The organism is Hymenobacter pini (assembly GCF_020421205.1).
Taxonomy (GTDB): domain Bacteria; phylum Bacteroidota; class Bacteroidia; order Cytophagales; family Hymenobacteraceae; genus Hymenobacter; species Hymenobacter pini.
In genome coordinates this window covers 161439-187486 of the sequence record NZ_JAIZZH010000002.1, presented here as the reverse complement: position 1 = coordinate 187486, position 26048 = coordinate 161439, and the positions used below count along the sequence as shown (strand labels likewise).

The following is a 26048-nucleotide window of genomic DNA, read 5'->3' as shown; positions in this document are numbered from 1 at the left end:
ATTGGCCTACTGAAAGTAGCTTCTGTCAACACGTTTTCCCCAGCCATGCTGATCCTCCTCTGTGAAGGGAGAACGGAGAAAATTCTCCATTGGCGGCAGCGGATAAGTGTGCGCAACCATGTACCTGACCACCTGCATGGCTGGTATCAAGCTGTGGGGACTATACCCGCTCGTACCTCCGTACAAATTGCCCCTCCCGACCTCGATAGTATCATCTATGCAGATGAGCAGGCTCTTTGAGAGGCTCATGTAAACTGTCCGTAGGTGTTGAGCTTCGGAAAGCGTCAAATAGGAACACTCTTCCAATGGCTCCTCTAAGATACTTTCCGGCGAGAAATCCATGATTTTTTTCTCCCAGTCGCTCAGGTCGGGGTTGCTGGTAAAGTCCCAGAGACACTGCAGGAGCTTATCAAGCGCAGGCTCCTGCAGTTGCTTGCATGCCAACACGTTTTCCAGACAGGTGATGCAGTAAGCCATTCGGCCCTTTATAGACACTCTTTTGAGTTGCGCCTCTAGTTGCTGAATGGCCTCTGGGCGCTTTGAAGCAAAGAAGTTTCGTAAGAAATGCAGCACGTTGGTTTGATTAGAACAGAGCGGTTTTGTGGATGGGTTGCTGGTCCGGTGGAAATAGTGTTATCGGATTATGACCCGTATAGAGACGCAACATCTTGCGTCTCGTCGTTGCTGAGGTTGTTTGATCTGCGCGAAGCCGGTCGTTCAACGACGAGACGCAAAGTATTGAGTCTCTACATCGTGCTATGATGGGTCAATAGCCCAGCAGCTCCCGCAGCCCCGGCAGCACCAGTAGGCCGCGTTCCAGGTCGAAATCTTCCTCCACGGCTGCCACTGCCGGTTGGTGGCCTTGCTTGGACAGATCTAGCAGTTGGCGACGTTCTGGGAGGCTGAAATCGGTGAAGGCGCGGCGCAGTAAGGGTACAATTTCGCGGAACGTGTCTTCGGGCAGTTCCCCGAGCCAGTTGTTGAGCAAATCGAATAAGGGGCGGTGGTGAAGCAGGAGCAACCCGCTGCCGCTGAGGAAACCCTCAATCCAGGCGGTGGCGTAGTCGGTGGGCTGAGCGGGGGCCAGGGCCAGGCCGAGGGCCGTGGCGGCTTCGTCCGGGGCCAGCTGGTGGGCATCGAACAGCAACCGCCCGGCGGCTCCGGCCAGTAGCCCTGAGGACGCCGGATTGCGCAGCACCACGGCCAGAGCCGCGTACCAGTCGGCTTCCTGGGCGTCGTCCTGCAGCAGCCGGATAGCCTGGTGGGTGCCTTCGAGTCGGGGCAGTAGCTGGCGGGCGCCGTCGTAGTCGAGGCCGGTGCAGGCCTGGGGCAGCCCGATGCATAGGCGCGGCACCAAATGGTGCACCACGGTGGACACCTGAGCGGTTTCGGTGCGGCGCACGTTGCCATAGCGCAGCACGTTCACCAGCGGGGGCAGGGCGGCCAGCAGGTGGGTTACGTCGCGGGTGCCGGCCGAGAGGGTTTCGAGCCGCGCCACCAGCGCCCCAATGGCCGGGCCCAGGTCAGCCTGCAGGGCTTCTTCCAAGAGCTTGCTCACGGCTTCCAGGTCGGGGGCCTCGGCGGCGCGGGCGGCGGCTTTGGCGGCAGCGGCGGCCAGCACGGTATTACCCAGGCGGCCGGCATCCAGCACGTTGAGGGCATATTCGGGCTGCCATTGCAATTCCCACAGCTCGTGGAAGGTGCCAGCCTTGCCCTGAGCTCGGCGCGGTTCGCCCCAGCGGATATCCAGCAGGCGCAGGCGGTGCAGCAGGTGGCTGCGGCTCAGGTCCAGTTCCTTGCGCAAATCCAGGTCGAGGGTTTTGGCGGTGGCTTCGGGCTTGAGGCGGGTAGTTTTCTGCTGGAGCTGCAAATCCTGCTGCAGGGGCGTGGCGGGCTGTTCGGGCGGCACTGCGCCCAGCCGCTCCCCAATCACCAGCTCCCGCTGCACCAGGTCCAGGGCTTCGGCGTAGCCCCCGCCCAGAATAGCCACGGCGGCTTCCTGCAGCTCTTCGATGCCGGGCAGCTCCCGGCCGCGCACCACGGCCAGGGTTTCGGCCAGGCGCACGCCCTCAATGGCGTGGGCGGCGGAGGCGTCCAGGTCGCGGGTGCGCAGCAGGCGGGCGGCGCGTACCATCCAGTGCGTCACCACTTCGGCCCGGGGCGTGGTAAATAGCAGCTCGTACCAGGCCGGCGACAAGATGCCCGCCCCGTAGCCCGAGGCGTAGGACAGCCGCTCAAACGTCCACGGAATCCAGGTGGCGGCAGTAGCGACTTTCTTCAGGCCCTTGAGGCGGGCTTTGTCTTCTTTCTTGAGCAGCTCGGGCCGCAGTACCGGCGCGTGCCAGGCCCCGCACACCACGGCCACGCGCTGGTAGCCCTGCTGCAACGTAGCACGCAGGGTTTCGCGCATAAAGGCCTCGCGCAATAGGGTTTCCTCAGTCTCGGGTTGGTTCAGCTCCTCGCGCAGGGCCGTCATCATGTCCAGCACCACCGTGAAGGTGTCGATGTGGCCGGGGGCGTGTTCCAGGCGCAGCTCCCACCACCGCTCCCCGTCGGTGTACCCGTCCAGCTCGGCCAGGTAGGAAATCGGGTCGGCTTTGGGCGAGGGTAGAGGCGGTTCAGCTGGTTCCGGGGTATCGAGCGGTTCGGCTTCTGGCTCCGGCAGCTGAGCTTCAAAGGGAACTTCCGCTGCAAGGGACTCACTGGGGGCTACTACCGCCGGTATTTCCGCCACTAGCTCCTGGGCAAAACGCATGCTCGCCGGCAAATCAAAGCAGCGCAGGTGCGCGCCGTGGCGGTGGCACCACTGGATGGCCTGCCACTCCGGCGAAAACTCGGCGAAGGGCAGAAACGAGGCCTGCTGGTGCTGCTTGGGGTTGTACACGAGTAAAGCCACCGGCGGCACCATCTCGGGGTGCGTGGCCGCCGCTAGCGCCGCTTCGGCATCGGCGGGGCACTCCAGCAGTACCATATCGGGCTGGTAGGCGTCGAGGGCGTGCACGAGGCTGGCGGCGCTGCCGGGCCCGTGGTGGCGAATACCGAAAAGGCGGAGGTCGGTGGGCATGGGGTTAAAGAGCAGGCTGATTGAAGGGCGGCCGTTTCATTCGGTCTGTTTGGTAGCTGCCGCGGATATCCTCTGGAATCTGTTGCCATACATGGTCAGGAATGCCAGGCTGGCTTTTGTCAAAGATCTGCCGGCCGTTTTCCCGAACAGTCAAATAGTCCCAAAAAACCAGAAAGAACTCACCCGCCACAATGAACTCCATCCACCCATCAGCTACACACTTGTTATCTGAACTGTACACAGCAATACCAGAGTAGTTTTCCAGACTGCTGTCCAAATAATTCTCTAAATGGCCTTCAATGCAGCTTTCTGACCAATCAAATTTTAGCCCTGTCTGATCAACTCCGTAGTAAGCTAAGTCAGTAAGCAACTGCTGCTCCACTAAGCTGCGCAAGGCGGGGCTCATGCGGCTTGAGAACCCTAGGTCCGTATAATTGGGATGGGATTGTGACATTACGAAAGGAAGTTAATGGAGCAGCTTGACTAGAACTTATATCCCAAAAATCAGCGGAACAACTTCTGAAGCCAAACCAAGAATGAGATAGTTGGAGTAGTTTCATCAGTAAGAGCCACACTTGCTCTAGACTTCGTTTTGTAGTTCCGTTGCCATTGTGGAATTGCTCGGCACATCGTTTCCGCCAACTCCTTGGTTAGGGCGTTAATGGGGCCCGCGTTATAGTGCGCCTTTGGAGAGTAATGTTCCTTGAACTTGGCAATTACCGTAGGGTTATAACAGACTTTAGCACGGAGGTTTTCCACCAGCCGAACGTCAAGTGACAGCGTTATCAAGCGTTTAGATTTGCGGTGTTGGCCTACTACCACGATGCTTTCACACATGCCCGGATACCAGTCAATGATGTATACTTTAGCACCCGGTGCAAAATGCTTTGTCCCGTAGCGAGTTTCAGCGCCGTCCGGCCCGTAAGGCCGTTCCCGAATAATATTGCCAACCGCTGTCCAATAGGATTCAGGCTGTTTATCTGACATAGGAACCTAATTACTTGTGCTTGTAGTGGAAGCCTGCCGCTCCTGCAGCAACTCCCGCGCGGCCGTTAAAGCATCCGGCAGCACTTTCTTCTCCTGAAGCATTAGTCGTAGGCTTTCATCCGACTTCTTGGCGAAAGTGTTTTTGAACTGGTCGATGCGTTGCCTGCGGCGGCGGGCCGCTTGTTCGGGTGTTGGCGTAGGAATAATGTGCTGGTTGACAAAGGCATGAGCGGTCGGCTTATTCATGAAATAATACAGCACCACTAAGACCAGCCCCAGAATTGAGAATCCCACTCCGACGTCGCCAAAACCGAAATTGAACCGAAAATCATCCGGTAAAAAGTTGATAATGCTGAGCAGGGTGAGTCCCAACGTCAGCAAAAGCAACGGTTTGAAAAATGGGCGGCGAAGAAAATAGGCTAGAAGATTCAGCACTACAGCCACAAAGGCACCATAATGGGCAAGCGTGAAAGCCCGCTGGTACGCTTCCCCATCCTGGTACACTGGCACAAATAGAACAGTGAGAATAGTGCAGATACTAAGCGCAGCCATAAGCAGCACTGGGATAAGATTCTTATTCGTGCGCAGAAATTGCATTTAGTGAAAACAGAAAATAAAAGGTTGAATAAGATGCTCCGCTCCGGATGATGTTCGGGGTATGGCTATACATTACTCCACCACTTCCCGGCAGGCGCGGTACAGGTCTTTCCAGCCGTCACGCTCTTTCACTACGGTTTCGAGGTATTCCAGCCAGACGGTGCGGTCCTGCACGGGGTCTTTCACCACGGCGCCGGTGAGGCCGGCGGCCAGGTCGTGGGCGCGCAGGCTGCCGTCGCCGAAGTAGGCGGCCAGGGCCAGGCCGCTGTTCATCACCGAAATAGCCTCGCCGGTGCTGAGGGTACCGCTGGGGCTTTTGAGCTTGGTTTTGCCGTTTTCCGTCACGCCCGAGCGCAACTCCCGGAAGATGGTGACGAGGCGGCTGATTTGCTCCAGGGCCGGGGCTTCGGCGGGCAGCTGCAGCGCCTTACCCTGCTTTTCCACCCGCGTCTGCACAATGCGCACTTCCTCCTCGGCCGAGTTAGGCAACGGCAGTACCACCGTGTTGAAGCGGCGGCGCAGGGCGCTGCTCAGCTCGTTCACGCCCTTGTCCCGGTCATTGGCGGTGGCAATGACGTTGAAGCCACTGGTGGCCTGTACCTCCGTGGACAGCTCGGGGATGGGCAACACTTTCTCCGAGAGCATGGTGATGAGCGTGTCCTGCACGTCGGAGGGGATGCGGGTGAGCTCTTCGAGGCGCACGAGGCGGCCTTCCTGCATGCCTTTGAACAGGGGCGAGGGCACCAGCGCACTTCGGGAAGGGCCTTCGGCAATGAGGCGGGCGTAGTTCCAGGAGTACCGAATGGCATCCTCGGAGGTGCCCGCCGTGCCCTGCACCAGCAAGTCTGAGCGGCCGCTGATGGCCGCCGTCAGGTGCTCGGAAACCCAGCTTTTGGCCGTGCCCGGCACGCCCAGCAGCAGCAAAGCCCGGTCGGTAGCTAGGGTAGCCACGGCAATTTCCATCAGCCGCCGCTGCCCGATGTACTTGGGCTCGATTTCGAAGCCGTTATCCAGCTTGCCACCCAGCAGATACGTGACGGTTGCCCAGGGTGAGAGGTGCCAGTTCGGGGGCTTGGGCCGGTCGTGGTCGGCGGCACGCAGGGCGGCCAGTTCTTCGGCGTATACATCCTCGGCGTGCGGACGCAGAACGGTGGTGGCGGGAGTAGTGGACATAGAGGAAAGGAGAGTTAGAAGTTAGAGGCTAGAGCTAGTTCCCCTCCTCAGCTGAGGAGGGGTTAGGGGTGGTTGATGCTGGCAGAACGATTAGTAGTTCGTCATGCTGAGCGCAGCCGAAGCATCTCTACTGCTTCATTTGCACGATTGAGGTAGTCAGAGGTAGAGATGCTTCGGCAAGCTCAGCATGACGTGATGGGTGTTTGCGTAGGGTTGTTCAACGATTGATCAACCACCCCCAACTCCTGCTTATCCAAAGAGGGGAGCTATGTTCTGTCTTAGCCAAAACCAGGCGGCTCGTGCAGGGCTTCTTGCAGTTGCTGGCGGAAATGCAGGGTATTGAGCAGGCGGGCGAGGCTGTTGTGCAGGTAGGGTACGTCCTGCAGCAGGGGCTGCAGCGGCTCGGCGCAAAGGCTGTACTGCGTGGCTGGCACCACGCGGGCCATGTGCTCCAGCAACTGGGAGGCCGCGTACTGAATGCGGTAGAGATCAGTAGGCTGGCGCAGGGCCCGGCGCAGCAGCTCCACTACCCGGCGCGTGAGGGCCTCGGGCCAGGGCGGGGGCACCAGCTGCAGTAGCTGCTGCCAAGGAGCATCGGTGGAGAAGTGCGGGGTGGCGTTGAGTAGCGGTAATACCAACTCAGTAAGCCGGGCCGGGGGCAGCACGGCCGCCAGCCGGGTAACGGGCAAGGCGGGGGCTTTTTTGCGCGGCTGAGCGTGCAGCCACTCCAGCAACGCCCCGGCCCACGCCGCGTCCTGGTGCAATACTGCCGCCTCAGTCCAGGCCACCAGCAGCAAGTCCGACCACTCCGTCTCGGCGGCCAGTTCTATGCTCTTGGCCGGTGAAAGTTGCCAGGTCTCGGCCCAGCGGGCGGGCGGCAGCAGGGCCAGGAGCTGACCCAATACACCCGCTTTTTCGCCCTGAAACCGGCTGTCCTTCTGCTCAATGCCATCCAGCAGCCAGGTTTTGTCCCAGTCGGTGGCGGGCAGCTCTACCAGCAGCTTTTTACTGAGCAGGTTGCGCTTCAGCCGCACCAGGGGCTCGGCACGTTGCCACAGTCGTTCCAGTAGCGGACTGCCGGGCAGGCGCACCAGCAGCGGCAGCACGGTTTGGCGCACTTCCTTGCTCTTAGCCGCCAAGTATTGGGTGAGCAGGGCTTCATCTTCGCCGGAAAGCCGTTCCTGCAGCGTGTCCAACAGCTGAGCCTGGTGCTTGGCCGGTTCCTGGGGTAGCACGGCGGCTAGCAGTTCGCGGGCATGGGTGGGGTCCCGGCGGCGCAGGGCTTCCAGGTACAGCGCCCGTTGCCCGATGGTGCCGGTTTCCCAGGCCGTTTCCTCAGTAGCCTGTTCCGACGCCGCCAGCATAGCCTGCCAGGCCGGGTTTTGAGCGGCTAGCCACGCCCCGCGCTGGCCCAGCACCAGGGCAGCGGGCCGGTGCAGCTGAGGGCGGGTACGGGCGTATTCCAGGAGCTTTACCAGCAGCTGGTGCGGTGCCCGGCGCTGGTTGTCGGCCAGCGCCGTCAGAAATTCCGGCAGCAGCTCGGGGTACTGGCCTTCCAGCAGCTGTTGCAACAGTTGGGTGCCGTTGGGACCCAGTGAGTCCTGCGTTTCAGAGGGCGCTACGGTGGTTTCGGGGGCTGCTGTGGCTGGTGGCTGGTAGCCGGCTTTGCGGATGGCGCTCAGCACACCGGCCGTGAGCAGGGCTTGCTTTTCGCGGTGGTCGGTGGTTTCCGGGGGCAGCGTGAAGCCGGGCACGGCGGGTAGCTCGTCGGGACTTTGGCGGGTGCCTAGCAGGGCTACGCGCTGCAGCCGTTGCCAGTCGGCTGCCGGGCGCAGTGTGGTTTCAAGGGTAGAAGGGCTTTCTGACATCGGCTAGACAGTTTGCAGTTCAACCACGGCATTCCAGCCCACCAGGGGGCGCAGGCCCTGCCCGGTCCACTCCCCGAACAAGGTCACGGGCTGGCCACCACTGATAGCCCGCAGCTCCCAGCCAAACAGGTCGTCGCAGAGCAGGCGGAGGGTGTGGCCGTTGCCCGCCGGAGCCGCATCCGCAAAAAGCAGCGTCCAACCATCCGGGCCGGGCAAGGGGATTCCGCCCGCGAGCAGTACCGGCCACTCGCGCAGCCAGGGCTGCCGGCTCAGGGCGGCGGCGTAACCGGTGAGCAATTCAGTAGGGCCACTGCCACCGGTAGGGGCCTGTGTGGCCGGAACAGTACCCCGAAACGTGAGCTGGCCGGGAATAGCCCGTAGCGGCAGCAGCCCCGGGTAAAATGTCAATTCACCCTCAAAGCGGCCATCGGGCAGCAGGGGCGTGGCAAACGGCTGCCCCCCGAAGGAAAACTCCACTACCAGCGCAAAGCGCCCAGTTTGCTGGCCCCACAGCCAGGAGCGGCGCACCGTGAGCCGTTCTTCTTCCGTGGTTGTCTGGCTCAGCACGCGCCACTGGTCGGCTACGGCGGGTTGGGTGGCCTGGATATCTTCTTTTTTCAGATTCACGCCCGCCAGCTGCAGCACTTCCTGCCGGGCATCTTCCGGTAGCTCGGGCAGGCGTTGAAACGTGCGCACTAGCAGGTACAGCTCGCCCAGCCGGGCCAGTAGGCGGGCGGGCCAGTCGGGGCCCTGGTGGCGCAGGGTGGGCAGTTCGCGCACCACCGTAGCCAGGCCGGGCAGTTGGTTGTCCACGAGGCGGGCGGCCTGGTTTTCCCAGTGGGAGCGGGGCTGCTGGTCGGTGGCAGCCAGTCCGGCCCGTATACAATCTACCAGCCAGGTTTCCAGCTCCTGCGCCCCGCGCTGCATCCGAGCCAGGCGTTGGGCTTCCCGTTTCTGGCGGGCCGCCTCCGCAGCATCAGCCCCCGGCCCGTTCTCCGGTAAAGCAGCCTCGGATGGTTGCTCCCCTGAACTTGTGCCGGCGGCTTTAGTTGGTTTGATGACCTTCTTTTCCTGAGTTTGTTGGCGCTTATCGAGCCACTCCTGCAACCAGGGCGGGGGCATGGTACCACTCAGCAGCTGGGGCTGGCGGGCCAGCAGTAGGAGCAGACCGGCCCCGTGTTTGCACGGAAATACGCGGCTGGGGCAGCTGCACTTAAAGGCGGGTTCGGTGAGGTCGAGGCCGGTTTGGTAGGGCTTGCTGCCGCTGCCTTTGCACTCGCCCCAGGCGGCGGTTTCGGTGCGGCCCAGGTTCTGCCACTTGGCAGGAGCGGCCAGCTCCTGGCCCCGTTTCAGCGTGCCAGAGTCGGTGATGAGGGCGCGGGCCTGTTCTTCGGTCCAGGTCAAAACGGTGTCTCGGTTGAGCCCGCCGGGGCGGGACGGTTACCGGGGCAAAGTAGGGGTTCAGACCGGAAATTCCGCGCCGCACTGCGGGCATTTGTGCAGGCTGGTACCCGCATACACCAGCCGTTTCCACCACGCCAGCCGGGCTACCGGCTCGGCTCCTTCGGCCCGGCAGCGTGGGCAGCGGAGGGGTTCCGGGGTGGTGCGCTGCTGCTCAAACACTTCCACGGTGGCCTGCGCCAGTGGCACGTCGGCTTCCTCAATCAACAGTTGATAATACCGGCCTTCACCGAAGGGAAACGAAGGCGGGCCGCAGGTTTTTACGAGGGCATCGACCTCCACATCCTTCAGCTGATTGTACAGCGCCACCGCCTCAGCGTAGGTCAGGAACTGGGCAACGGGGATTAGCATGGGTAAGGGTGGATGACAGGAAGTGCGGGTGATTACTTCCGCCGTTTTGCCGGCACCACGCTGCGCTGCCCACGCAGTTTCAGCACGTAGAACAGCAGGCCCGCGCTCAGTACGGCCAAGGCGGCGGCCAGCAGCTCGCGGCTTGTTCGGGCCTGGGTGGCTTCGTCGGCGGTGCCTTGCAGGTCCAGCAGCTTCTTCTCGCGCTGCCGGTCCCGCTCCTGCAGGTTGGCAATCTGGCTTTCCAGGTCGTGAAACCGCTCCCGGGTGCTGGTCTGGTCGGTTTGGGCTACCGTTATCTGCTGGCGGGCTTGCTGGTTTTCGGCCACCACAGCGGCCGTTTTGCGCAGGGTGCCTTCCTGCACAGCCCGCACTATTTCGGTGTCCTTGCGAATGATGCCTTTCAATGCGTCAATCACCTCCTGCAAATCCTTCTTGCTGGGCTTGTTTGCCAGGAAAGCGTTGCGCTGGGCATTGGCCGACTCGTATCCCTGCACCAACTGCTGGCGCTCCTGAATTAGGCGGGGCAGCGGGTCGGGGGTTGTGGCAGGAGCAGCGGCCGGAGTTTGGGCAAGGGCTGAGCCAAGCGTTAAACCTGTAGATAGAACCAGAAAGCTAAAGCGACGCGAAAAGGGCAAGCAAATCAAAGCGAAACAGGGGCTGAGGTGGTAAAAAGGGCAATTATGCCTGTGTTGAACCTATGAAACGAATATTCTACTCGTTAAGTCTATCAGCCGTTACAGATGCCGACGGCGTGTATACCTGCCAAAACGGCTTCTCAGATTCATGACAGCATCGGAAGGCGGAACTCCATGCAACGCACTAAAATTTTAATACGACACTGGCCAGCAGTGGAATAGATGGGCTTTAAACAAATTGAACACGCAGAATATGACGTGTTCTAGTTGCATCGAAGACGTAGGAAATACTGAACCCGTAGTATGCACAAATGTGTTGCACGATGCTCAGCCCTAGGCCAGGAGAGGGGGAAGCGGCATTTTGCTTACGAAACCGCTCAAAAAACTGCGTCGGGTCTCCTGTAACAGCCGGGCCGGTATTGCTGATTTCGAGCACTTGCCCAGCCAGCTGTACATCTACCCGGCCGCCGGAGTAGTTGTGCTTGATGGCGTTGTGCAGCAGGTTCTGCACCAGCGAATCCGCCAGGCCAATATGCATCGTGAGCGGTACTACAGGCGGGTGTACGCGCCAGGTTAGCTGTACTTGCCGGGCTTCAAGCAAGGGTTCCAGCAGCGCAATCCGGTCACGTAACAACTGTTCCAACTGAACGGAAACGGCTTGGGCAGGCGCAAACTGTTGGTTTTCCAGGCGTATGAGCAGCGTTAGGGCTTGGTGCAGGCGCGAGAGACGCTGCACTCCTCCCAGCGCATCGCCTACCACCGTTATTAGGTGCTCATCTTCCTGCAGGGCCGGGGCCTGCAGCAGCTGCTCCAGCTTCGCCTGAATGATGGCCAGCGGCGTTTGGGTTTCATGGGCCGCGTTTTCAGTAAATTGCCGCAGACTTTCGTAGTCGCGCACCAGCCGCTCGCTGAGCGTGTTCAGGGCCAGATTCAGCTCCCGAAACTCGTCGATGGCTGAAGCCGGCAAGGCTAGCGCTTGGTGCTGCTGCAGATCATACGCCCGCAATGTGGCCAGCGTTTGCCGGAAGGGCGACCATAAACGCTGGGAGAGCCAGCGGTTCAGGAGCACCACGCCGCCCAACAGCAGAACCAGCACACTACCCAGTACCCCCACCACCACGGCCAGTACTTCCTCGGTTTCTACCAGCGACTTGCGCACGGTTATCCACTCCGGAGCACTGGCCGCCCTTGCCGGTTGCAGCCGGAAGGTAAGTTGGCGGTGCGGTACCAGTTGTTGCTCTACCGGGTCGAGCAGTAAGGTATCAGAATAGCCCAGCGTGCGAGGGTGTCGGCTACGGTCTAGGTTGTCGGCGAAGGGAGCGGCGGGCAGGGCCAGGCCGCGGGCAATCTGCTGCTGAATATGGAGCTGGCGGTTATAAAGTAGCTCATCCACCTCATGCCGCAGCGTCCAACCAAACCCAGCGTACAGCAGGATGCTGGCCAGGGCAAGCAGGCCCACCGTCAGGCCCAGGTAGTGGCGGGTAGTAGCCGTGAGCAGCTTCATGCGGCGGGAAATAGATTAGGCCGGCTCGGTGGCCAGCTTGTAGCCAATGCCATAGATTGTGCGGATGTAGCCGTCGGCGCCCTTCTCCTGCAGCTTTTTGCGCAGGTTTTTCATGTGGGTATAAATGAAGTCGAAGGAATCAGCCGCGTCAATCTGGTCGCCGCACAGATGTTCTGCTACCGCCTCCTTGGTCAGCAGCCGCCCCGGGTTGGCCAGGAAGTAGAGCAGCAGGTCGTATTCTTTGCGGGTGAGGGCGAGCGGCTCCCCGCGCACGTACACTTCGGCCAGTTCGGGCCAGGCCAGCAGGTCGCGGAACACAATGTGGTGCTGGCCCTGAAACTGGCGGCGGCGCAGCAGCGCCCGTACCCGGGCGTTCAGCTCGGAGAGGTGGAAGGGTTTAGTCAGATAATCATCGGCCCCAAGATCAAGACCCCGCACCCGGTCGTCCAGTCCGTCGCGGGCCGTGAGAATCAATACTCCGGCCGTGGAGCCTTCCGCCTTCAGCGTCCGCACAATGTCCAGGCCGTCGCCATCGGGCAGGGTCAAATCCACCAGTACGCAGTCATACTGGTACAGCCGGACTTTCTCGTAGGCCTGGGCGAAGGTAGCGGCTACTTCCACCACGTACCCGCTCTGGCGCAGGGCTTCCACCAGCGTCAGCCGCAGTGCTTCTTCATCTTCAACCAGTAGGAGCTTCATGGGGGCAGTGTACGGGAAAAACAGGCTGCAAAGTAGGTGGTCAATTCTGAGCGCATTCTGAAGAATGGGCTTCCCGTGCTCAAGTTGCGGAAGCGTAGCAGGCCAAATATTCCGTCCGAACGCTCAGCCGGGATGCACAGACCAGTAGGATTGCGTGTCGTCCCACAGCCCACGCAGGGCCAGCCCGATGCGGGAAAACAGCAGATGCACGCCCCATACCCAGCCAACGGAGCCCACCCAGCCGGCCAGCACATCGGACGGAAAATGCACCCCCAGGTACATGCGCGACCAGCCCATGAGCAGGGCCCAGCCGGCCCCCACTACCACGGCCACCCAGCGGCCCCGGGTAGGCCAGAGCAGGATGCCCAGCGTCAGGGCCAGGGCGGTGGCAGCCATTGCGTGCCCGCTGGGAAAACTGTAGGAGGTTTCCGGCGCAATAGATACCCAGAAAGCAGGGCGGGCCCGCGCCAGCAGCAGTTTGGCAAATAAGTTCAGCAAGCCGGCTCCCCCCACCGCTACCAGAAAAAACAGCGCGGCCCGGCGCTGGCGGGCCAGCAACAAACCCACTAGTAAGGCTGCTTCCAGTGCGGGCGTCCAGCGGGTGCCACCGGCCTGGGCCAGCCACACCGCCAAGGCGTCGCCGCGGGGGCTTTCGAACTGATGCAGCCCTTGCAGAATCAACCGGTCCAGCATAAACCCCTTGTCCTCCCACACCTCCTGCCCAACCTTCAGAAAGACAAACCAAGGCACAACGAAGCCCAGGGCCAGCGTTAGCAGCAGCCGGTAATGCCTGCGCCAGAGCAACCGGGTATAGCCCAGCAGAGCGGAGTACGTCATGGTGAAAATCAGGGAATGCCGGGTAGCCTAACAGCCTGCTATATAGAATCTGGGGGCAGCGCAGCGGCCGTTTGGCCTGCTACCCGGCTAGTTCCCGGCTGCGGCGCAGCTGGCGGGAGTCAACCAGAATCAGCACCACCAGAATACCAAGCAGCAGCAGGGAAGAACCGCTGGTACCGAAGCCCAGACCGTGTTTTTCGGGGGATTTGGTGAGCAAATCCCCGAACGTGGCCCCGAATGGGCGCGTCAGGACAAAGGCCACCCAAAACAGCAGTACCCGCGGCAGCCGGGTAAAGTAATACGCCAGCGTTACCAGGGCCAGCAGGCTTCCCAGCAGCAACGCGCCGCCGCCAAAGCCCAGCCCGGAGTCGTCGGCCAGATAATCGCCCAGGGCCGTACCCAAGGTGTTGGAAACCAGGATGGCGGTCCAGTAGAACAGCTCGGCTTTGCGGCTGCGGATCTGGGTAACTGATAATGACTTTTCACTCACCCACCAGAGCCCTAACACTACGAGCAGCAGGGTTGCCAAGATGGCCGAGCCGGTGGCATAGCCCAGGCCGAGCGTGCGGTCCATGTAATCGGAGAGCGTAGTGCCGGCCGTACTGGTCGCCAGAATCACGGCCCAGTACAGAACGGGGACGTAGCGGCTGGCAGCCAACTGCCCCAGCAGCGTTATCAGAAAAAAGCCCAGCAGCAGTAAAGAGCTAACGGCATAGCCGATGTTCATGGTTTGGGCCAGCTGGTCCCCGGCCGTTTCGCCCAGCGTGGTGGCACAAATCTTCATCACCCAAAACAGCAGCGTAACCTCCGGAATTTTTTTTAGGGCAGGGTTCATCGGGCTCGGGAAAACTCGGGGTAATTAGTGCGCGCGCCAGCTAATGGTTACGCCCGGAGTGCCGCCGGCAAAATAGGCTGGGGCCACATTCAGGCCCACCAGGTTGGGCTTGCGGCCCCAGCGGTTGCGGTGCGTGAGGTAGCCCAAGTGGGCCGAGAGGATACCGAAGCCGGCCCCGGCCACCACGTCGCTCTGCCAGTGTTTGCTGTTGATCATGCGCAGGGCCGCTACGCTGGTAGCAATAGTGTAGGCCCCAATGCCGTACCACTGGCTTTTGTGGCGAAACTCCGTGTGCACAATGCTGGCGGCCAGAAAGGCCTGCGCCGTGTGGCCCGAGGGAAACGACAGATTATCGGAGCCGTCCGGGCGGGTTTCACGGGTCAGGTTCTTGACGGCAAACACCGAGGCCAGCATAAAGAGCTCTGACTTGCCAATCACCAGCAGGGTATTAATTCGGTCGTCCCGAGACTCTACGCCCGATAGCGCCACCAGCCCCAGCTCGGCGTAGGGCGCGAAGATGAGGATGTTGTCGAGGGAAGTGCGGTAGGTTGGGAAGAGCTTATGAATGTCACGGTTGGCCTGCTGGTTGGTGTAGAATCCGCCCCCGTTGAAGGTATACACGCCGTAGCCAATGAGCACGGCCGGCACTATGGTGGCCTTCACCAGCTTGCCCTTGTACCAGGGTTTGGCGGCCACCGGCGCGGGCACCGCCGGAGTCTCAAACTTGTGGAGCGAGTCGGCGGAAATGGCGGGTACGGTAGGTTGGGGAATTTGGGCCTGCGCTGGCAGCGTAAGCCCCAGCAGCAGTGCCGCAGCCACGGCTCGGAAATAGGAAAGAAGTGACATGCAGTACTAACTAAGTAGTAAAAAGGAGTTGCCTAGTCCAATAGCCGGAGCAGGAAAGCGCCAAAAGTAGCAGCAGAATCTGAAGCGAATCTGGTTTCTAGAAAATGCACTTTTGCTTGGCGGACACTTTAAACGGCAATTTCAGCAAATGGACTATGCAGCAAATCCGTTTTGTGAGCCTGCTCAAAATTCGCCTTTCAGGCGCTGGGTTGCCCTGTAAACAGCACCGGCCGGTGCGCGCATAATTGACGTTAGGCCTCTAGCAGCGGCACCGGCTGCCGGATTTCCCGGGGCTTGTGCCGGTAGAACCACAGAATCAGAATCGGCAGCAAGGTCAGCTCGGCTACCACCCCAAATAGCAAGGTCAGACCAATTAAAAGCCCCACGTAGAACGTGCCGTCGAAGGAAGAGAAGATAAGCGTGGAGAATCCGCCCACCAGAATCAGCGAGGTGACAATAACGGCTTTGCCGGCCATCAGGTAGGTTTTGCGCACGGCTTTGAACAGGCTGGGCTCCTTGAGCAGCACCAGTTTCAGCTTCGAAATGAAGTGGATGGTATCGTCCACGGCAATGCCGAAGGCAATGGTGAAGATGATGCTGGTGCTCACCTTCATGCTCACGCCGGCCGCGCCCATCACGCCCGCCACAATCAGAATGGGCACCAGGTTGGGGATGAGGACCACCAGCGTCATGCGCACCGAGCGGAACAGCAGCAGCACAATCAGCGTCACCATCACAATGTCGATGCTCATGCCCGTAATCATGTTGAGCGTGAGGTTCTCATTGTTCTTGTCGATGAGGTTGGCCGAGCCCGTAAGCCGGGTGCGCAGCACGGTGCTATCCACGGAGGTGCGCAGAAAGCGGCGCAACCCGGCGTTGAGAGCATCGGCCCGGATGCTACCCACGTCGGGCATGCGACCCGTGAGGCGGCCTTCCGAGCCATCGGGTAGGGCCAGGGCCCGGAACTCCGGCTTCTTCCGGAACAGCTTCACCTTGCGCGTCAGCCGCTGCAATTCGGCCTCCGAGTCGGGCAGGCGGTACTCGGTCAGCAGGCCGCCGTTCAGGGCCTTGCGCACCGATTTAATGATGGTAACCGGCGAGGCAACGAAGTTCAGGCCGTACTGCTGCTGCAAGTAGCCCTCAATCTTCTCCGTCTGGCGCAGCACCTGCAGGTCATAAATGGTACGGCCAGCGGCGGGCTTCAAGTCCAGCTCAAGCGGCCGCACACCGGCAAACTGCCGCTCGAAAAACCGGAAATCCAGCTTTACCGGGTCGTTTTTAGACAAGTCATCCAGCAGCGCCGAGTTGATGCGGATGCGCGAGGCCGAAGCCACCGACAGCCCCAGCACCACGGCGCTGATGGCCACCACCCAGTGCCGCCGGGCCAGCACCGTGCGGAACATTCGGCCCAGCACCCCGTCCCAGCTGTGGCCTTCCTGGCGCGGAACGCGCAGTTGGGGCTTGCGCAGCAGCACCAGCATGGCCGGCAGCAGCGTGAAGCTGAGGGCAAACGTGAGCAGCACCGCAATGCCCGTAAACAGCCCAAAGTTGTAAATCGGCCGGATGGTGCTGGTCATGAGGGTAAAGAACCCGATGCTGGTCGTCAGCGCCGACAACCCCGAGCCGAAGCCCGATTCCTTGAGGGCAATGAGCAGGGAATCCCGCTTGCTGGCCCCGTAACCCAGCTCCGTAACGTAGCGCGTGATGATGTGAATGGTATCGGACATGCCCACCACGAACAGCATCACCGGCAGCAGCGCCGTCATCAGGTCAATGCTCACCCCAAACGCCGACATCACACCCAAACCCCACACAATGGCCCCCAGCACCACCACCAGCGGCAGCACCACACCCCACCACGTCTGGAACGTGAGCCACAAGAGCCCCGTCACCAGCACCACCGACAGGCTCATGAATACGGCCAGCTCCACCTGCAGCCGGTCCACAAACACCGACTGGGCCACCATCTTACCGGCCACATGGTACTGCTCCTCCGCAAAGCCCTGGCGCTGTAATTCACCGCGCACAGCGGCCAGCAGCGAGTCGCCGGGGGGCTTGCTGAGGTTGGGCGAGGTCTGGAACAGGATGGCAACGGCCCGCGCATCTCGGGAAACCAGGTTGCCCACCAGCCCCGGCGTCCGGAACACCAGCGCCGAATCCTGGGTGCGGCGCGCGGGCTGCTGAGGATGCACGTAGGGCACGTTGAACACGCCCAGCCCCTCCACTACCGGGTTGGCCGCGTTGGTAAGCGACGATACCTGCGTGACGTGCCGCCGCCCCTGCACGAAGCGCGTCAGCGAATCAACCCGCTGCAGAAACCGGGGCGCAAATATCGTCTGGCCGGCCGGCGCTTCCAGGCCGAGCAGCACGTAGTCGTTGTCGTTGCCAAACCGCTCTGAGTACCCTTGGTAATAATCCAGGTCCGGGTCGCCGGCGGGGTAGAAGTCGTTGAAATTGTAGTTGAACCGCAGCTGGACCACGAAGAACACGGCCAGAGCCGTGAGCAGCCCGAGGGCCAGCAGCGTGAGGTGCGCAAGTTTGCGAAGGGGCATAGAAACCAGTACCGCGCCGCCGAGGCCGCGCGCATCGTTGAACGGAAAAAGGCCGCGGGACAGCCCGTGCAAAGTTAGGGCCGCCCCGGCGCGGGTTTCTACCAAATCCGCGTTACTTTAGGGCAACCAGAAGCCAACCCCGGCTTTCGGGGTTTTGTTTCCTCATTTCCTCCGTCTTTGCCCATGAAAAACGTCCTGCTCGCCCTCTGCCTATTCGCCTTTGCTGGCACCGCCACCGCCCACGAGGGCCACAATGCCAGCAAGAAAGGCAAGAAAAAAGAAGCCTGCACCGCTGATATGGCCGCCAAGTGCGCCAAAACCGGCGCCACTGCCGGCACGCCCTCTTGCTGCATGAAGAAGGATGCCAAAACTACTGCCACCACGCCCGCCCCGGTTAAGTCGCTGTAGTGCAAGTTATTTCAAGTGAGCGAATGCCTCACGCATTTTTACATGCGTGAGGCATTCGTTTTAGGTGAAGCATACCTGGCATACAGTATAAAATGAGCAAGCGGCCAACTGTAAGCACGGTATGCCCACTATCGAAGTCCTGACATTCATCAACGCCCCGCCGGCCCGCTGTTTTCAACTGGCGCTAAGCATGGATTTGCATACTATTTCGGCCAGCCAAACGCAGGAAGAAATCATTGGTGGGGTCCGCCGTGGCGTGCTGCAGCTCGGTGACTCTGTGACGTTCCGGGCGCGGCATTTCGGCGTGTGGCAGACGCTGACGAGCAAAGTAACAGCGTTTGAGCCCCCAAGGTATTTCTGCGACGAAATGCAGTGGGGCGCTTTTAAATACATGCGCCATGAGCACCATTTTCAGGAGCACGGTGCTGGTACCCTGATGCAGGACGTGTTTGAATTCTCATCCCCACTGGGCTGGTTGGGCCGAGCGGTAGATGCGGTGGTGCTGAAGCGCTACCTCCGGAAATTCTTGACGGAGCGGGGACGCACAGTAAAGCACTACGCCGAAACTGATAAGTGGCGCACGGTGCTTGATGATAGGAAACTGTTTGTGCGTGGGAGGGGGCAACCGGAGTTTTTTTACTTTTGACCTTCGTCCTGACTTTTCCTTCTCATGTACCAGTACCACACCCTGCTCAAGCACATCCTCGACCACGGCACCCAAAAAACCGACCGCACCGGCACCGGCACGCTCTCGGTATTCGGGTACCAGATGCGCTTTGACCTGCAGGAGGGCTTTCCGCTGGTAACTACCAAGAAGGTGCATCTGAAGAGCATTATCTACGAGCTCCTGTGGTTTCTGCGCGGCGACACCAACATTGCGTACCTCAAGGAACACGGCGTGAGCATCTGGGACGAGTGGGCCGACGCCGCTGGGGAGCTGGGCCCCGTGTACGGCAAGCAGTGGCGTGCCTGGACTGGCCCCGACGGCCAGACCATTGACCAGATTGCCGACATCGTGCGGCAGCTGCGTGACACGCCCGATTCCCGGCGCATTGTCCTCTCAGCCTGGAACGTGGCCGATTTACCCAAAATGCACCTAATGCCCTGCCACGCCCTGGTGCAGTTCTACGTGGCCGATGGCAAGCTGAGCTGCCAGCTCTACCAGCGCTCCGCCGACGTGTTTCTGGGTGTGCCCTTCAATATTGCCTCCTACGCTCTGCTCACGCTCATGCTGGCCCAGGTGGTAGGCCTGCAACCCGGCGAGTTTATTTGGACCGGCGGCGACACTCACCTCTACAGCAACCACCTGGAGCAGGCTCGCCTGCAGCTTACCCGGGAGCCACGCCCGCTGCCACACATGCGCCTGAACCCCGCCGTGCAGGATATCTTTAGTTTCCAGTTCGAGGACTTCACGCTGGAGAATTACAACCCCTGGCCGGCCATCAAAGCTCCAGTGGCGGTATAGCTGTTATTCCCCTCGTTTTGGGATGCTCACATGCGGCGGTTAGTGTACCGTACTCAATTATTGTTGCTCGTTCCGAACGATGTTTTGCGAGAGTTAACTAATTGATAATGCGTGTTGATACATTGTTTTAAATGAGTAGGTTGGGATAGTTCAACTTGCTAAAAAGTTCCAATGAGGCATTTTTTTCTGAACCATTTTGAGAAAGTAGCAATCCGATAATAGGACATAGCCCGTAGATTACTGCAGTTAATTGATTCAACTATGTCTTCTGCCGTCTCTGCCAGTTCTACCCTGCCGCGCCAGCACCGTGCCTGGATTGCCCTATATTCGCTGCAACTTGTGCCTGGTCAACGCAATCAGGTATTAGCGCAGAACAATGTGACGGAGGCCGACCTGCAGGAGTATCAGGAGAGTTGGTTTAAAATGCAGGTAAGGCGCAATCTGCTGGAGGAGTAAGTAAATTTTCCAGTTTGGGAAATTGTAAAGTCCTTCAGACTTCTTAAAATCCAATAAATCATGCGGTTTCGTAGTTGGGGTATGGTGCTACTGCTACGTCACACACATGGTTTCCGTCATATCTACTGCATTGAGCCGGCGCCACCGCGCCTGGATTGCATTATACTCCCTTGATGCCGGGCGTCAGGACCGGGCTACAGTGCTTCAGCAGAACAACGTAACCGAGGCCGACCTAGCGGAGTTTTTTGAGAGTTGGTTTCGGCTTCGCTGCCGCGTTACGGCACTTGCTGCTTAGATGACATATTGCTCCAGGCAGGCAACTGTTACGGGCCCACTAGCAGTACAGGTGGCTAGCGCTCCAGCTCTCTCAGTCGTTGCACCACCGAATGGTCATCCGAAGCAAAGATGGTGTCGTCAAGACGCAGAATGGGGTGGATACCGGCAATATTAGCCGTGAAAACAGCCTCTGCTTCCAGCAACGCCGAAGGCTCGAAAAGGCCGGCTTCCCAGCCGAAACCGGCTTGCGTGGCTGTGTCTCGCAGGTGTGCCAAGCGGGTGCCTGCCACGCAGCCGGTGCCTTCAGCTGGGGTGTACACGGTAGTGCCCCGCACCCAGGCAACGGCTGCCGCCACCGTCTCGGCCACGTGCCCGGCTGAGGATATCAGCACCAATTCATCGAGCCCCCGCTGCTGTCGTTCCTGCGCGGCCAGTACGTACGTCAGCGCATTAGGGCCCTTGCAGAAGGAAACCGGCGAAACCTGGGTTTGGATGGTGTGGGCGAAGCCAACGTGCAGCAGCGAGGCCGATGCTTCCACAAAAGCCTGCCGGGTTAGCAGCCAATCAGCCCGAGTGGTGCCCGGAGTGTAGAGCCCGCCGCCGCTCCGCCACAGTTGCAGCCGCAGGCGGTGGCCCGTAGGGCTTGGGGGGCAGGTGCTAATCAGGCGCTGCACAGTAGTAGTGAGTGTTTCCGTGGTTGCTACTGCCGCCGGTAGTTCCAGTGCCAGGGCGGCGGCGGCCCGCTGCATGCGCGCCAAGTGGTGCGGGGCGTAGCGCAACTGTCCCGCCGACCATACCATCGTTTCAAAGAAGCCATCATTGAAGAACAGCCCACGGTTGGGAAGCGGCAATGAAAAATCAGCTTCGGGCAGGAGGTGGTCGTTGTACAGCAACACAGGCAGTAGGGGACAGGAGCAGCTTGGGCTGGAAAGTAAGGCTCGACCTGTTAGCGGTCTATTCGTACTTTCTTACAGCTTGTTGAGCGTGGATGGTACAGTAGTAAGTGGCTGATACTTTTCGTAATTGACGTGAAAACGCGCTTTTTTAGCTAATGTTCCTCGTGGAACATTTTGGTGTTCCACGATTTTTATCGTAGTATATCAGGCATTAGCGGCATAGTATACCGGAGCAGTGAGGACAGGAAGTGCGCGCGTTGGGCAGGTAAGAATAAGTTTTTAAATCAGCCCGAAACGCTTACCAGGCAGTGCCTTCACCACTCCCCGAAACTCCAGCCCCAGCAGGAGCGACGCCACCGCGTGCACGGCTAGTTGCGCTTTCCAAGCCAGGTTGTCGAGGTGTTCCTCCCGGTTTTGCGCGGCAAGTAATACCGTAATCAGCGCGAATTCTTCTCCGGTAAACTCAGCGGCATCGTAGGTGCTGGGAACCATAGGCTTGCCTTGCAGGCGCAGGGCCAGGTCCCAGTTCAGGGCCTGCTCGATGTCGGCGGGCTCGGCGTACAGCGCGGCCCGGCTGGTTTTGATGAAATCGTGGCAGCCTTCGGAGGCAGGAGAGCCCAGCGGGCCGGGCACGGCCAACACCTCCCGGTTATAATCCAAGGCCAAATCAGCTGTAATAAGGGCCCCGCCTTTTCGGGCGGCTTCCACTACCACGGTACCATCGGAGAGGCCGGCAATTATGCGGTTACGCGCCGGGAAGTTGTATTTATCGGGCGGGGCGCCGAAGGGAAACTCGGTGAGCAGGCCGCCCTGGCTGAGCATCTTCTCGGCGGTTTTGCGGTGGGCGTGGGGGTAGATAACGTCGAGGCCGGTGGCCATGACGCCCACGGTTTCCAGCCCTTCCTGCAAGGCGGCGCGGTGGGCGGCAATGTCGATACCGTAGGCCAGGCCGCTGACGATGAGCGGGCGGTGGCTGGCAATGCCTTTGATGAGCCGCTCGGTTTGCTCCCGGCCGTAGTCGGTAGCCTGGCGGGTGCCTACCAGGGCCAGGGTTTTGGGCTGGTTGAGGTCGGCGGTGCCCTGGTAGTAGAGCAGGGCGGGGGCGTCGGGAATCTGCTTGAGCCGGGCCGGAAACTGCTTGCTGGTGTAGAACAGCAGCTGCACGCCTTCCTTCTCCGCCTTGCGCACCGATTCTTCAGCCTGCTTCAGCGCGGCGGTGCGCTCCGGGCCTGTCAGCACCTTCACCGTGGCCGGCCCCACGCCCGGAATCTTCAGCAGCTTGCCCGGCGGCAGGTGCAGCACGTTCCGCGCTGAGCCCCCATAGCTCATCAGCTGCCGCGTCAGCTGCGGCCCCACGCCGGGAAACAGCGTCAACGCGACTTCGTGGAGGAGGTCGTCGGAAGTAACAGTATTCATAACTATGATAATGCAGTGTACTTCTAGTCTATAAGTCATCAAACCAGTACCAGCCAGGGTTTTGCTGCATTGTAAGCACAAACTCATTGCCTGGTAGCTGGGTACCACAGTCGTTGTTCACAATATAATCTGGGGAGTTGGCGACGACGGTTAGAACTTGTTTAATGATTTCTATACCTCGATACGCTAGACTGTACACATGCGGTGGAGCGGAGAAGTGCTGGTTAATCAAAACCTGCTCGTCATCCTCTACTTCATATTCTTTGATACCATAAAATTCGTCTAGACCATAGTACTCAAAATAGAGTCGTTCATCCTTGTTTCTCTCAACTGCAAAATCCCCTGGCGTAATCATCTTATAATAAACAATATCCTGAAAGTTTCTGCGCATTAGCTGCTGGAAACTGACGAGCACATCATTGCGACTGGCATAAAGTATTACTGCCTGCATTACCCCTGCTGCTGGGCCTTCCCAATGGCATCCAGCTCCTTCTTCATCGTCATCATGAATTTGCGGATGCGCTCCAAGCTCTGGATGACGTCGATTTTTTCCTTGAGCTGGGGGCCTTTCTGCTTGAGCATGTCGCGCGCCCCGGGGATGGTGTAGCCGCGCTCCTTTACCAGGTGGTAGATGCTGCGGAATGTGTCGATGTCCTGCGGCGTGTAGAGGCGGTTGCCCTTCTTGCTTTTGCGGGGGCGCAACTCCTCGAACTCCGTTTCCCAGAAGCGGATCAGCGAGGGGGCCACGTTGAACTGCGCAGCCACTTCGCCAATGGTGTAATACTGCTTCTCGATGTCGCGCTCTTTGTAGGGCATGTTATAGAACTCAGAACTGAGAGTTTAGAACAGAGAGGGAGAATACCCAGTGAAAAAGAAGCGCTGAAAAACCAATCTAAGCTCCTCGTTCTAATTTCTCACTTCTGTAAAGTCGGCTACCTTTGCCGTTGGCGCAATTAAATTTAGTTGCGAAAAATAGCCAAAATCCCGGCGGCCGCCAACTTCTGGTGTCCGCTGCCACATATCCCGTCATGTCACTGCCCACCGCCTCGCACGTCCGCCAGCAATTCCTGGACTTCTTCGCTTCCAAAGGCCACCACATCGTGCCCTCGGCCCCCATTGTGGTGAAGGACGACCCCACGCTGCTGTTCATCAACTCGGGTATGGCCCCGTTCAAGGACTATTTCCTGGGCAACAAGCCCGCGCCCTACAAGCGCATTGCCGACACGCAGAAGTGCCTGCGCGTATCGGGCAAGCACAACGACCTGGAAGAGGTAGGCTACGACACCTACCACCACACCATGTTCGAAATGCTGGGCAACTGGTCGTTTGGTGATTACTTCAAGAAGGACGCCATTGCCTGGGCCTGGGAACTGCTCACCGAGGTGTACAAGCTGGATAAGGACCGCCTGTATGTGACCTACTTCGAGGGTGATCAGAACGACGGCACCGCCGCCGACACCGAGACCCAGGGCCTGTGGCGGCAGTATACCACCGACGACCGGATTCTGCCCGGCAACAAGAAGGACAACTTCTGGGAGATGGGCGACACGGGTCCGTGTGGCCCGTGCACCGAAATCCACATCGATTTGCGCTCCGCGGAGGAGCGGGCCCAGAAGCCCGGCCGCGAGCTGGTAAACGCCGACCACCCGCAGGTAGTAGAAATCTGGAACAACGTGTTCATGGAGTTCCAGCGCCTGGCCGATAAGAGCCTGATTAAGCTGCCCGAGCAGAGCGTGGACACCGGCATGGGCTTCGAGCGCCTGATGATGGCCGTGTCGGGGGTGAAGTCGAACTACGACACCGACGTGTTTCAGCCGCTTATCCAGTTCATTGCCAAGGAGGTAGGCAAGGAGTACCACGGCACGGCCCCGGCCACCGTGAACGACCAGCCGGCCACCGAAAACGAGAAAACGGACATTGCCATCCGGGTAATTGCCGACCACATCCGCACCATCGCCTTCACCATTGCCGACGGGCAACTGCCCTCCAACGTGAAGGCCGGCTACGTGATTCGCCGCATCCTGCGCCGGGCCGTGCGCTACGCCTTCTCGTCGCTGGGCCAGAAGCAGCCGTTTCTGTATAAGCTGGTGCCCGTGCTGGCCGACCAGATGGCTGGCATCTTCCCCGAGCTGAAAGCCCAGACGGCCTTCGTGCAGCGCGTGATTGAGGAGGAGGAAATAGCCTTCCTAAAAACCCTGGAAACCGGCCTGCGTCGCCTCGACGCCCTGGAAGAAACCGCCCGCCAGAACGGCAACCGCATCGACGGCAAAACCGCTTTCGAGCTGTCGGACACCTTCGGCTTTCCACTGGACCTCACCGCCCTCATTGCCCGCGAAAAGGGCCTGACGGTGGACGAGGAAGGCTTCAAAAAGGAGCTGGAGCAGCAGAAGAACCGCAGCCGCAACGCCCAGGAAACCGAGCAGAGCGACTGGGTAACGGTAACCGAGCACGACGCGCCCAACGTGTTTGTGGGCTACGACCAGGATGAGGCTACGGCCCGCCTGCTGCGCTACCGCAAAATCGACAAGAAGGGCAAAACCGAGTACCAGCTAGTGCTTGACCAAACCCCGTTCTACGCCGAGTCGGGCGGGCAGATTGGTGACACGGGCTACCTGGAGTCGGCCATGAGCAAGGTGCGCGTGATTGACACGAAGAAGGAAAACGACCTCATCATCCACACTACCCTGGAGTTGCCCCAGGAGCTGACCGAGGAGTTCCTAGCCCGGCCCGACGCGGCCCGGCGCGCCCTCATCCGCAACAACCACACGGCTACGCACTTGTTGCAAGCCGCCCTGCGCCAGGTGCTGGGCGGGCACGTGCAGCAGAAAGGCTCGTTGGTGAACGACAAGCTCCTGCGCTTCGACTTCTCGCACTTTACCAAAGTAACCGACGAGCAGCTGCGCGAGATTGAGCAGCTCGTGAACCGGCGCATCCGTCAGCAGATTCCGCTGGATGAGCGCCGCAACGTGCCCATCGACGAGGCTAAAACCCTGGGCGCCATGGCCTTGTTCGGCGAGAAGTACGGCGACTTCGTGCGCGTTATCACCTTCGATAAGGACTATTCGGTGGAGCTCTGCGGTGGCCTGCACGTGCAGAACACGGGCAGCATCGGCTACTTCAAAATTACCTCCGAAAGTGCCGTGGGGGCCGGCGTGCGCCGCATTGAGGCCGTCACCGCCGAGGCTGCCGAAGCCTACGTGGACCAGCAGCTGGAGTTGCTCACGCAGGTGCGCGAAGCCCTGGGCAACCCCCAGCATCTCATCCCCAGCATCGAGAAGCAAACTGAGGAAATTGGCGGCCTGCGCAAGCAGATTGAGCAGTTTGCCCAGCAAAGCATCATCCAGCAGCGTGAGCAACTGGTAAGCCAGGTAAAGCCACTCGGTACGGTCAACTTCCTGGCCGCGCAGGTGCAGGCTACCTCGGCCGACGGCCTCAAAACCCTGGCCTTCCAGCTCCGCCAGCAGGTACCCAACCTGGTAGCTGTACTCGGTGCCGAAATTGACGGTAAGCCGCAACTGGCCGTGATGCTCGACGACGAGCTGGCCAAGGCGGGTAAGCTGAATGCCAGTACGCTGGTGCGCGAGCTGGCCAAGGAAATCCAGGGCGGCGGCGGCGGCCAGCCGTTCTTCGCCACCGCCGGCGGTAAAAACGCCGCTGGGCTGCCCGCCGCCATTGGCAAGGCGGAGGAACTGGTAGCCAAGTCGCTGTAGAGAAAAGTAGGT

Annotated in this window: 25 protein-coding genes; 5 read left to right on the top strand and 20 right to left on the bottom strand. The window is 60.1% G+C overall.

Going from position 1 to position 26048, the window contains the following annotated elements:
• Window positions 1-6: 6 nt before the first annotated feature.
• From LF252_RS07205 to LF252_RS07130, 16 genes are all read right to left on the bottom strand, one after another.
• Window positions 7-573 (bottom strand): hypothetical protein, encoded by a 567-nt coding sequence (locus LF252_RS07205; RefSeq protein WP_226268901.1) that lies wholly within the window; start codon window positions 571-573, stop codon window positions 7-9.
• Between the two features lie 193 nt (window positions 574-766).
• Complete coding sequence (locus LF252_RS07200; RefSeq protein WP_226268900.1) at window positions 767-3064, bottom strand: DUF5682 family protein; 2298 nt, start codon at window positions 3062-3064, stop codon at window positions 767-769.
• 4 nt (window positions 3065-3068) lie between these two features.
• Window positions 3069-3518, bottom strand: coding sequence for a hypothetical protein (locus LF252_RS07195; RefSeq protein ID WP_226268899.1), 450 nt, complete (start codon window positions 3516-3518; stop codon window positions 3069-3071).
• Window positions 3519-3568: 50 nt separating this feature from the next.
• The gene (locus LF252_RS07190) at window positions 3569-4051 is read right to left on the bottom strand and encodes a hypothetical protein (protein ID WP_226268898.1); all 483 of its coding nucleotides are present in this window, start codon (window positions 4049-4051) and stop codon (window positions 3569-3571) included.
• A gap of 6 nt (window positions 4052-4057) precedes the next feature.
• On the bottom strand, window positions 4058-4648 hold the full coding sequence (locus LF252_RS07185) for a hypothetical protein (RefSeq protein WP_226268897.1): 591 nt from the start codon (window positions 4646-4648) through the stop codon (window positions 4058-4060).
• 72 nt (window positions 4649-4720) lie between these two features.
• Window positions 4721-5821: an ATP-binding protein gene (locus LF252_RS07180; protein WP_226268896.1), complete on the bottom strand. Its 1101-nt coding sequence runs from the start codon at window positions 5819-5821 to the stop codon at window positions 4721-4723.
• Between the two features lie 278 nt (window positions 5822-6099).
• Complete coding sequence (locus tag LF252_RS07175; RefSeq protein ID WP_226268895.1) at window positions 6100-7689, bottom strand: DUF5691 domain-containing protein; 1590 nt, start codon at window positions 7687-7689, stop codon at window positions 6100-6102.
• Window positions 7690-7692: 3 nt separating this feature from the next.
• Window positions 7693-9093: a hypothetical protein gene (locus LF252_RS07170; protein ID WP_226268894.1), complete on the bottom strand. Its 1401-nt coding sequence runs from the start codon at window positions 9091-9093 to the stop codon at window positions 7693-7695.
• 57 nt (window positions 9094-9150) lie between these two features.
• Window positions 9151-9501, bottom strand: coding sequence for a hypothetical protein (locus LF252_RS07165; protein WP_226268893.1), 351 nt, complete (start codon window positions 9499-9501; stop codon window positions 9151-9153).
• A 32-nt stretch (window positions 9502-9533) separates the two neighbouring features.
• Window positions 9534-10136, bottom strand: a complete 603-nt coding sequence (locus LF252_RS07160; RefSeq protein WP_226268892.1) for a hypothetical protein — start codon at window positions 10134-10136, stop codon at window positions 9534-9536.
• Window positions 10137-10365: 229 nt separating this feature from the next.
• Window positions 10366-11640 (bottom strand): sensor histidine kinase, encoded by a 1275-nt coding sequence (locus LF252_RS07155; protein WP_226268891.1) that lies wholly within the window; start codon window positions 11638-11640, stop codon window positions 10366-10368.
• 15 nt (window positions 11641-11655) lie between these two features.
• Window positions 11656-12339: a response regulator transcription factor gene (locus LF252_RS07150; RefSeq protein ID WP_226268890.1), complete on the bottom strand. Its 684-nt coding sequence runs from the start codon at window positions 12337-12339 to the stop codon at window positions 11656-11658.
• Between the two features lie 123 nt (window positions 12340-12462).
• Window positions 12463-13176 carry a phosphatase PAP2 family protein gene (locus LF252_RS07145; protein ID WP_226268889.1) on the bottom strand — a complete coding sequence of 238 codons (714 nt, stop codon included), beginning with the start codon at window positions 13174-13176 and terminating at the stop codon, window positions 12463-12465.
• Between the two features lie 79 nt (window positions 13177-13255).
• Complete coding sequence (locus tag LF252_RS07140; RefSeq protein WP_226268888.1) at window positions 13256-14011, bottom strand: COG4705 family protein; 756 nt, start codon at window positions 14009-14011, stop codon at window positions 13256-13258.
• A 24-nt stretch (window positions 14012-14035) separates the two neighbouring features.
• Window positions 14036-14857 carry a phosphatase PAP2 family protein gene (locus tag LF252_RS07135; protein ID WP_226268887.1) on the bottom strand — a complete coding sequence of 274 codons (822 nt, stop codon included), beginning with the start codon at window positions 14855-14857 and terminating at the stop codon, window positions 14036-14038.
• A 251-nt stretch (window positions 14858-15108) separates the two neighbouring features.
• On the bottom strand, window positions 15109-17409 hold the full coding sequence (locus LF252_RS07130) for an efflux RND transporter permease subunit (RefSeq protein ID WP_226268886.1): 2301 nt from the start codon (window positions 17407-17409) through the stop codon (window positions 15109-15111).
• Window positions 17410-17592: 183 nt separating this feature from the next.
• On the opposite strand from LF252_RS07130, the gene LF252_RS07125 reads away from it, so the two are divergent.
• The 4 genes from LF252_RS07125 (at window position 17593) to LF252_RS07110 (ending at window position 19738) form a co-directional block, all read left to right on the top strand.
• On the top strand, window positions 17593-17817 hold the full coding sequence (locus LF252_RS07125) for a hypothetical protein (RefSeq protein WP_226268885.1): 225 nt from the start codon (window positions 17593-17595) through the stop codon (window positions 17815-17817).
• 121 nt (window positions 17818-17938) lie between these two features.
• Window positions 17939-18463, top strand: a complete 525-nt coding sequence (locus LF252_RS07120) for an SRPBCC family protein (protein ID WP_226268884.1) — start codon at window positions 17939-17941, stop codon at window positions 18461-18463.
• Window positions 18464-18487: 24 nt separating this feature from the next.
• Window positions 18488-19282: a thymidylate synthase gene (locus LF252_RS07115; protein ID WP_226268883.1), complete on the top strand. Its 795-nt coding sequence runs from the start codon at window positions 18488-18490 to the stop codon at window positions 19280-19282.
• A 261-nt stretch (window positions 19283-19543) separates the two neighbouring features.
• The gene (locus LF252_RS07110; protein ID WP_226268882.1) at window positions 19544-19738 is read left to right on the top strand and encodes a hypothetical protein; all 195 of its coding nucleotides are present in this window, start codon (window positions 19544-19546) and stop codon (window positions 19736-19738) included.
• 350 nt (window positions 19739-20088) lie between these two features.
• Here the strand turns inward: LF252_RS07110 and LF252_RS07105 are convergent, their stop codons facing one another.
• The 4 genes from LF252_RS07105 to LF252_RS07090 form a co-directional block, all read right to left on the bottom strand.
• A complete protein-coding gene (locus LF252_RS07105) occupies window positions 20089-20910 on the bottom strand; it encodes an aminotransferase class IV (RefSeq protein ID WP_226268881.1) in 822 nt (273 codons plus the stop codon).
• A gap of 279 nt (window positions 20911-21189) precedes the next feature.
• A complete protein-coding gene (gene dprA / locus LF252_RS07100) occupies window positions 21190-22326 on the bottom strand; it encodes a DNA-processing protein DprA (RefSeq protein WP_226268880.1) in 1137 nt (378 codons plus the stop codon).
• Window positions 22327-22354: 28 nt separating this feature from the next.
• Window positions 22355-22777, bottom strand: a complete 423-nt coding sequence (locus tag LF252_RS07095; RefSeq protein ID WP_226268879.1) for a hypothetical protein — start codon at window positions 22775-22777, stop codon at window positions 22355-22357.
• The gene (locus tag LF252_RS07090) at window positions 22777-23142 is read right to left on the bottom strand and encodes a MerR family transcriptional regulator (RefSeq protein ID WP_226268878.1); all 366 of its coding nucleotides are present in this window, start codon (window positions 23140-23142) and stop codon (window positions 22777-22779) included. Before LF252_RS07090 ends, LF252_RS07095 begins: the two co-directional genes overlap by 1 nt.
• 212 nt (window positions 23143-23354) lie before the next feature.
• Between LF252_RS07090 and alaS the strand changes: the two genes are divergently transcribed.
• Window positions 23355-26036 (top strand): alanine--tRNA ligase, encoded by a 2682-nt coding sequence (gene alaS / locus LF252_RS07085; RefSeq protein ID WP_226268877.1) that lies wholly within the window; start codon window positions 23355-23357, stop codon window positions 26034-26036.
• The last annotated feature ends 12 nt before the right edge of the window (window positions 26037-26048 follow it).

What these genes read in the sequence shown, in the direction of transcription:
- LF252_RS07150 (WP_226268890.1), bottom strand. Translation starts at nt 12,339, where the DNA reads ATGAAGCTCCTACTGGTTGAAGATGAAGAAGCACTGCGGCTGACGCTG.
- LF252_RS07185 (WP_226268897.1), bottom strand. Translation starts at nt 4,648, where the DNA reads ATGCAATTTCTGCGCACGAATAAGAATCTTATCCCAGTGCTGCTTATG.
- LF252_RS07155 (WP_226268891.1), bottom strand. Translation starts at nt 11,640, where the DNA reads ATGAAGCTGCTCACGGCTACTACCCGCCACTACCTGGGCCTGACGGTG.
- LF252_RS07135 (WP_226268887.1), bottom strand. Translation starts at nt 14,857, where the DNA reads ATGTCACTTCTTTCCTATTTCCGAGCCGTGGCTGCGGCACTGCTGCTG.
- LF252_RS07130 (WP_226268886.1), bottom strand. Translation starts at nt 17,409, where the DNA reads ATGCCCCTTCGCAAACTTGCGCACCTCACGCTGCTGGCCCTCGGGCTG.
- LF252_RS07180 (WP_226268896.1), bottom strand. Translation starts at nt 5,821, where the DNA reads ATGTCCACTACTCCCGCCACCACCGTTCTGCGTCCGCACGCCGAGGAT.
- LF252_RS07095 (WP_226268879.1), bottom strand. Translation starts at nt 22,777, where the DNA reads ATGCAGGCAGTAATACTTTATGCCAGTCGCAATGATGTGCTCGTCAGT.
- LF252_RS07200 (WP_226268900.1), bottom strand. Translation starts at nt 3,064, where the DNA reads ATGCCCACCGACCTCCGCCTTTTCGGTATTCGCCACCACGGGCCCGGC.
- LF252_RS07175 (WP_226268895.1), bottom strand. Translation starts at nt 7,689, where the DNA reads ATGTCAGAAAGCCCTTCTACCCTTGAAACCACACTGCGCCCGGCAGCC.
- LF252_RS07110 (WP_226268882.1), top strand. Translation starts at nt 19,544, where the DNA reads ATGTCTTCTGCCGTCTCTGCCAGTTCTACCCTGCCGCGCCAGCACCGT.
- LF252_RS07125 (WP_226268885.1), top strand. Translation starts at nt 17,593, where the DNA reads ATGAAAAACGTCCTGCTCGCCCTCTGCCTATTCGCCTTTGCTGGCACC.
- LF252_RS07145 (WP_226268889.1), bottom strand. Translation starts at nt 13,176, where the DNA reads ATGACGTACTCCGCTCTGCTGGGCTATACCCGGTTGCTCTGGCGCAGG.
- LF252_RS07165 (WP_226268893.1), bottom strand. Translation starts at nt 9,501, where the DNA reads ATGCTAATCCCCGTTGCCCAGTTCCTGACCTACGCTGAGGCGGTGGCG.
- LF252_RS07195 (WP_226268899.1), bottom strand. Translation starts at nt 3,518, where the DNA reads ATGTCACAATCCCATCCCAATTATACGGACCTAGGGTTCTCAAGCCGC.
- LF252_RS07140 (WP_226268888.1), bottom strand. Translation starts at nt 14,011, where the DNA reads ATGAACCCTGCCCTAAAAAAAATTCCGGAGGTTACGCTGCTGTTTTGG.
- LF252_RS07190 (WP_226268898.1), bottom strand. Translation starts at nt 4,051, where the DNA reads ATGTCAGATAAACAGCCTGAATCCTATTGGACAGCGGTTGGCAATATT.
- LF252_RS07115 (WP_226268883.1), top strand. Translation starts at nt 18,488, where the DNA reads ATGTACCAGTACCACACCCTGCTCAAGCACATCCTCGACCACGGCACC.
- dprA (WP_226268880.1), bottom strand. Translation starts at nt 22,326, where the DNA reads ATGAATACTGTTACTTCCGACGACCTCCTCCACGAAGTCGCGTTGACG.
- LF252_RS07090 (WP_226268878.1), bottom strand. Translation starts at nt 23,142, where the DNA reads ATGCCCTACAAAGAGCGCGACATCGAGAAGCAGTATTACACCATTGGC.
- alaS (WP_226268877.1), top strand. Translation starts at nt 23,355, where the DNA reads ATGTCACTGCCCACCGCCTCGCACGTCCGCCAGCAATTCCTGGACTTC.
- LF252_RS07120 (WP_226268884.1), top strand. Translation starts at nt 17,939, where the DNA reads ATGCCCACTATCGAAGTCCTGACATTCATCAACGCCCCGCCGGCCCGC.